Here is a 4,253-nt window from a genome sequence, read left to right as displayed (position 1 = left end):
AGCGGGCGGCGAGCTTGGCGGTGGTGGTGGTCTTGCCGACGCCGGTGGGGCCGACGAGGGCGAACACGCCGCCCCGGTCGATGATGTCGGCGTCGCAGTCCATGGCGCGGAAGCGCCGGGCGAGCTCGGCGTGGAGCAGGCGGTGGGCTTCTTCGGGGGCTTCGTCCTCGGGCACGCACTCGGCCAGTTCGCGGGCCAGCACGGCGGAGAAGCCGGCTTCCAGCAGATCGCCGATCAGGCGGGCGCGGCCAGGGGCGCTGCGGCTCAGCTCACCCCAGGCAAAGCCGGCGAGCTGGCGTTCGATCATGCCGCGGATGGCGGCGAGTTCGTTGGCCATCTGGGAGTTGGCGGATTCGAGGGCGCGGATGCGGGCTTCTTCCTCGATGCCGGCGGGACGCTGGCGGGCCGGTTCGGGCGCGCGGGGTGCGGCGGCGTCGCTGCGCAGGGGCGAACGGGGCTGGGCCGGCGCCGGCGCACGGGGCGCCTCGGCGGGCGGGCGGCGCACCTGGCTGGAGGCGGCATTGAACACGTCGCGGCTGAGCTCGACCCGCGGCGGGTTGAAGGGCTGCATTTCTGGGGCGCGGGGCACGGCCGGACGGGGCTGGGCCACCGGCGCAGGCGCGGGCGACGGAGCCGGACGGTTGGCGGCGGCAGCGCGGGACAGGCTGACGCGGAAGTCGTCGTCGAAGAAATCCGGCGCAGGAGCAGGCGCGGGGGCAGCCGCCACCGGGGCGGGCGCAGGGGCGGCAGCGGCGGCCTGGGCCTGGCTGCGGGCGCGCTGCAGGCTCGCCACATCGCCGGCCGGCAAGGCGAGGATCTCGACGCCGCCATTGGCCGCACGGTTGGCAAGCACCACGGCATCCGGACCGAGGTCGTCCTTCAGCATGCGAAGGGCCTCGCGGGCGGTTTTTGCAAAGTAGCGCTTGACGTTCATGCTCCTGTCTCCGGGGTACGAAGGCTTTCACGGGATCGGCGTGGGCACTTCGGTACGTTTGATTATCCGTAGCCGGCCGTCTTTCGATGCCCGGGAAAAGACAGGTTTTAGGGTGCTATTCCTCCAGCGAACCCCAATGACGCCCATTTCGGGCGTCACGTGGCGGGGCTCAGGAGGCGGGAGAGATCATCGCCGAGACGCGGATCAGGCGGGTCTCGGGCACTTCGGAGTTGGCCACCACCTTGAGGGTGGGCACGCTGCGGCGCAGGAAGCGCGACAGCAGCCAGCGCAGCGGCGCCGGCACCAGCAGCACCGGCGGCAGGCCGATGTCTTCCATGCGCTGGGCGGCAGCGGCGGTTTCGCGCAGCAGGGTGTCGGCGAGGCCCGGCTCGATGGCGCCGCCTTCCGGCCCGCCGCCGCCCATGGCCTGCATCAGCACCCGCTCGAGGCCCGGATCGAGGGCCATCACCTGCACCTCGCCGCTGCCCGGGAAGAGGCTCTGGACGATCGCCCGGCCCAGAGCCTGGCGCACGCGGGACGTGAGCTCCAGCGGGTCCTGGACCCGCGGCGCGAACTCGGCCAGCACCTCGACGATGGAGCGCATGTCGCGGATGTTGACACCTTCGTCGAGGAGGTTCTGCAGCACCCGCTGCACGGTGGCGAGCGGCAGCAGCTTGGGCACCAGGTCTTCCACCAGCTTGGGGCTGTCCTTGGCGATGTGGTCGAGGAGCGCCTGGGTTTCGGCCCGGCCGAGGAGCTCCGGCGCGTGACTGAGGATCAGGTGGTTGAGGTGGGTCGCCACCACGGTGCTGGCGTCCACCACCGTGTAGCCCAGCGCGTGGGCCTGCTCCCGCTGGCTGGCATCGATCCACACCGCCGGCAGGCCGAAGGCCGGATCGGTGGTCTCGCGGCCGGCAAGCGGGCCGGACACCCGCCCCGGGTTGATCGCCATGAACTGCCCGGGAAACGCGCTGCCGGTGCCGATCTCGACGCCCTTCAGCACGATGCGGTAGGCGTTGGGCTTGAGCTCCAGGTTGTCACGGATATGCACCGGCGCGGCCAGGAAACCGATGTCCCGCGCAAACTTCTTGCGCAGGCCGCGGATGCGCTTGAGGAGCTCGCCGTCCTGGCCCTTGTCCACCATCGGGATCAGCCGGTAGCCGACTTCGAGACCCAGCACATCCACCGGGGTGACGTCCGACCAGCTGGCCTCCTGGCTCTCGGCCGGCACCACCGGCGCGGCGGCGGGCGCCTCCTCTTGCTCGATGGCGGCCTGCTTGATGCCGCCCCGCCAGGCCATGTAGCCCAGCCCGCTGGCCAGCATCAGGAACACGAAGTTGGGCATGCCCGGGATCAGGCCGAGGATGCCCAGGATCGCCGCGGTGAGCACCAGCACCTGCGGGTTGGAGAACACCTGGCCGATGACCTGCGACCCCATGTCCCCGTCGTCGCCCACCCGCGACACCACCAGACCGGCCGCCACCGAGATGATCAGCGCCGGCAGCTGGGCCACCAGGCCGTCGCCGATGGTCAGCAGGGTGTAGTTGGTGGCCGCCTGACCCAGCTCCATGTTGTGCTGGAGCACGCCGACGATCAGCCCGCCGATCACGTTGATGCCGAGAATCAGGATGCCCGCCACCGCGTCGCCGCGGACGAACTTGGACGCACCGTCCATCGCGCCGTAAAAATCCGCCTCCTGGGAGGTCTCGGCCCGGCGCTTCTTGGCTTCCTTCTCGTCGATGAGGCCGGCGTTGAGGTCGGCGTCGATGGCCATCTGCTTGCCGGGCATGGCGTCGAGGGTGAAGCGCGCGCCCACTTCGGCAATCCGCCCGGCGCCCTTGGTGATCACCACGAAGTTGATGACCGTGAGGATGATGAACACCACCAGGCCCACCGCGGTGTTGCCGCCGACAAGGAAGTGGCCGAAGGCCTCGATCACCTTGCCCGCCGCGTCGGGGCCGGTGTGGCCTTCGAGCAGCACGATCCGCGTCGAGGCCACGTTGAGCGACAGGCGCAGCAGCGTGGTGACCAGCAGCACCGTGGGAAACACCGAGAAATCCAGCGGCTTCTTGGTGTACATCGCCACCAGCATCACCATCACCGACACCGCGATGTTGAAGGTGAACATCAGGTCGAGCACGAAGGCCGGCAGCGGCAGCACCATCATCGAGAGAACGAGGATGATGAGCAGCGGCCCGGCGAGCGTGCGGATGTTGCTCGGGGCGAAAAGGGTGCGCAGGTTGAGACTACTGTTCATGTTCCGGATGGTCGCTCAAGCGACCTCCGGGGAAAGGCCGGAAGTGAGGGGGAAAGGCGGGGTAATTCGGGGGGAGGACGGCAGCGACCTTATGAACACGCAGGCACGCGCCGCGCATCAGCGCCCCTTCGACCGTCTGGCGTAGAGCCACAGGGGTGTGGCACCGATTGCGGCGCCCAGTGGGCTGAAGATTCCGCCGTAGATCACCGAGATGGAGGCGGACGAGATCATCGGCGCCCGCCCTCCATGGCCCTCTGCGAAGGATCGATCCTCCGCGCAGCCGACGGCGACGAAGATAAAGAAGCCGCCGACCGAGCCGATGATGAAGGCCAGACGCCAGACGAGACCGGGGTCGGACTTGCCCGCGCGCAGCACCCACGGGGCGGACAGGGCCACGACGAGAAGCGGGGGGCCCAGGGTGTAGAGGAAAAGGTCAGCCATGATCGCAAAGCCTGCTTGGGGGGCCGGCATTCTGGAGCGAGCGCCGGCTCACGCTTTGAGTCTAGCCTACGCGCATCGTCTGGGACAGGTTGGCCGGGGCACGCCGACGAAGGCGGCCCGCAGCGCTCACTCGGCCCCCTCACCCGTCCCCGGGTCCATGCCCTCGGGCACCGCGAGGGCGCCGGGCACGTCGGGCGGGAGGCCGCCTTCGGCGATCCAGTGGTTGAGCTGGAAGACCCAGGCCATCACTTCGGCGACCACCGTGTAGAGGGCGGCGGGGATCTGCTGTTCGAGCTCGCAGTGGGCAAACAGCGCTCGGGCGAGCGGCGGGGCTTCGAGGATGGGGACGTTGTGCTCGCGGGCCAGTTCGCGGATCTTGCCGGCGACGACATCGGCGCCCTTGGCCACCACGATGGGCGCGCCGGCCCGGTCGGGGTCGTACTTGAGGGCCACGGCGTAGTGGGTCGGGTTGGTGACCACCACGTCGGCGGTGGGCACGTTGCTCATCATGCGGCGGCGGGACATCTCGCGCTGGGCAGCGCGGATGCGCGCCTTGATCTGCGGGTTGTAGTGGTCAAGTAATACCGGACACCTCGATAGGGTGCTGTACTGCGGTTTTCC

General features: G+C 69.6%; 3 protein-coding genes and 1 pseudogene. All 4 read right to left on the bottom strand.

From position 1 onward, the window contains the following. Window positions 1–934, bottom strand: a pseudogene (gene flhF, locus Q0672_RS20945) (flagellar biosynthesis protein FlhF); the annotation flags it as partial. Between the two features lie 169 nt (window positions 935–1,103). Further along, on the bottom strand, window positions 1,104–3,191 hold the full coding sequence (flhA, locus tag Q0672_RS20940; RefSeq protein ID WP_298625492.1) for a flagellar biosynthesis protein FlhA: 2,088 nt from the start codon (window positions 3,189–3,191) through the stop codon (window positions 1,104–1,106). Between the two features lie 117 nt (window positions 3,192–3,308). Continuing rightward, complete coding sequence (locus tag Q0672_RS20935; protein ID WP_298625490.1) at window positions 3,309–3,632, bottom strand: hypothetical protein; 324 nt, start codon at window positions 3,630–3,632, stop codon at window positions 3,309–3,311. A gap of 126 nt (window positions 3,633–3,758) precedes the next feature. Continuing rightward, a partial coding sequence (locus Q0672_RS20930; RefSeq protein ID WP_298625487.1) for an EscU/YscU/HrcU family type III secretion system export apparatus switch protein occupies window positions 3,759–4,253 on the bottom strand: 495 nt, incomplete at its 5' end.

The sequence above is a fragment of the uncultured Zoogloea sp. genome, from assembly GCF_937894855.1.
Classification (GTDB): domain Bacteria; phylum Pseudomonadota; class Gammaproteobacteria; order Burkholderiales; family Rhodocyclaceae; genus Zoogloea; species Zoogloea oryzae.
The sequence above is the reverse complement of the archived record's forward strand: the minus strand, read 5'-3'. Positions and strand labels throughout refer to the sequence as shown.

What these genes read in the sequence shown, in the direction of transcription:
- flhA (WP_298625492.1), bottom strand. Translation starts at nt 3,191, where the DNA reads ATGAACAGTAGTCTCAACCTGCGCACCCTTTTCGCCCCGAGCAACATC.
- Q0672_RS20935 (WP_298625490.1), bottom strand. Translation starts at nt 3,632, where the DNA reads ATGGCTGACCTTTTCCTCTACACCCTGGGCCCCCCGCTTCTCGTCGTG.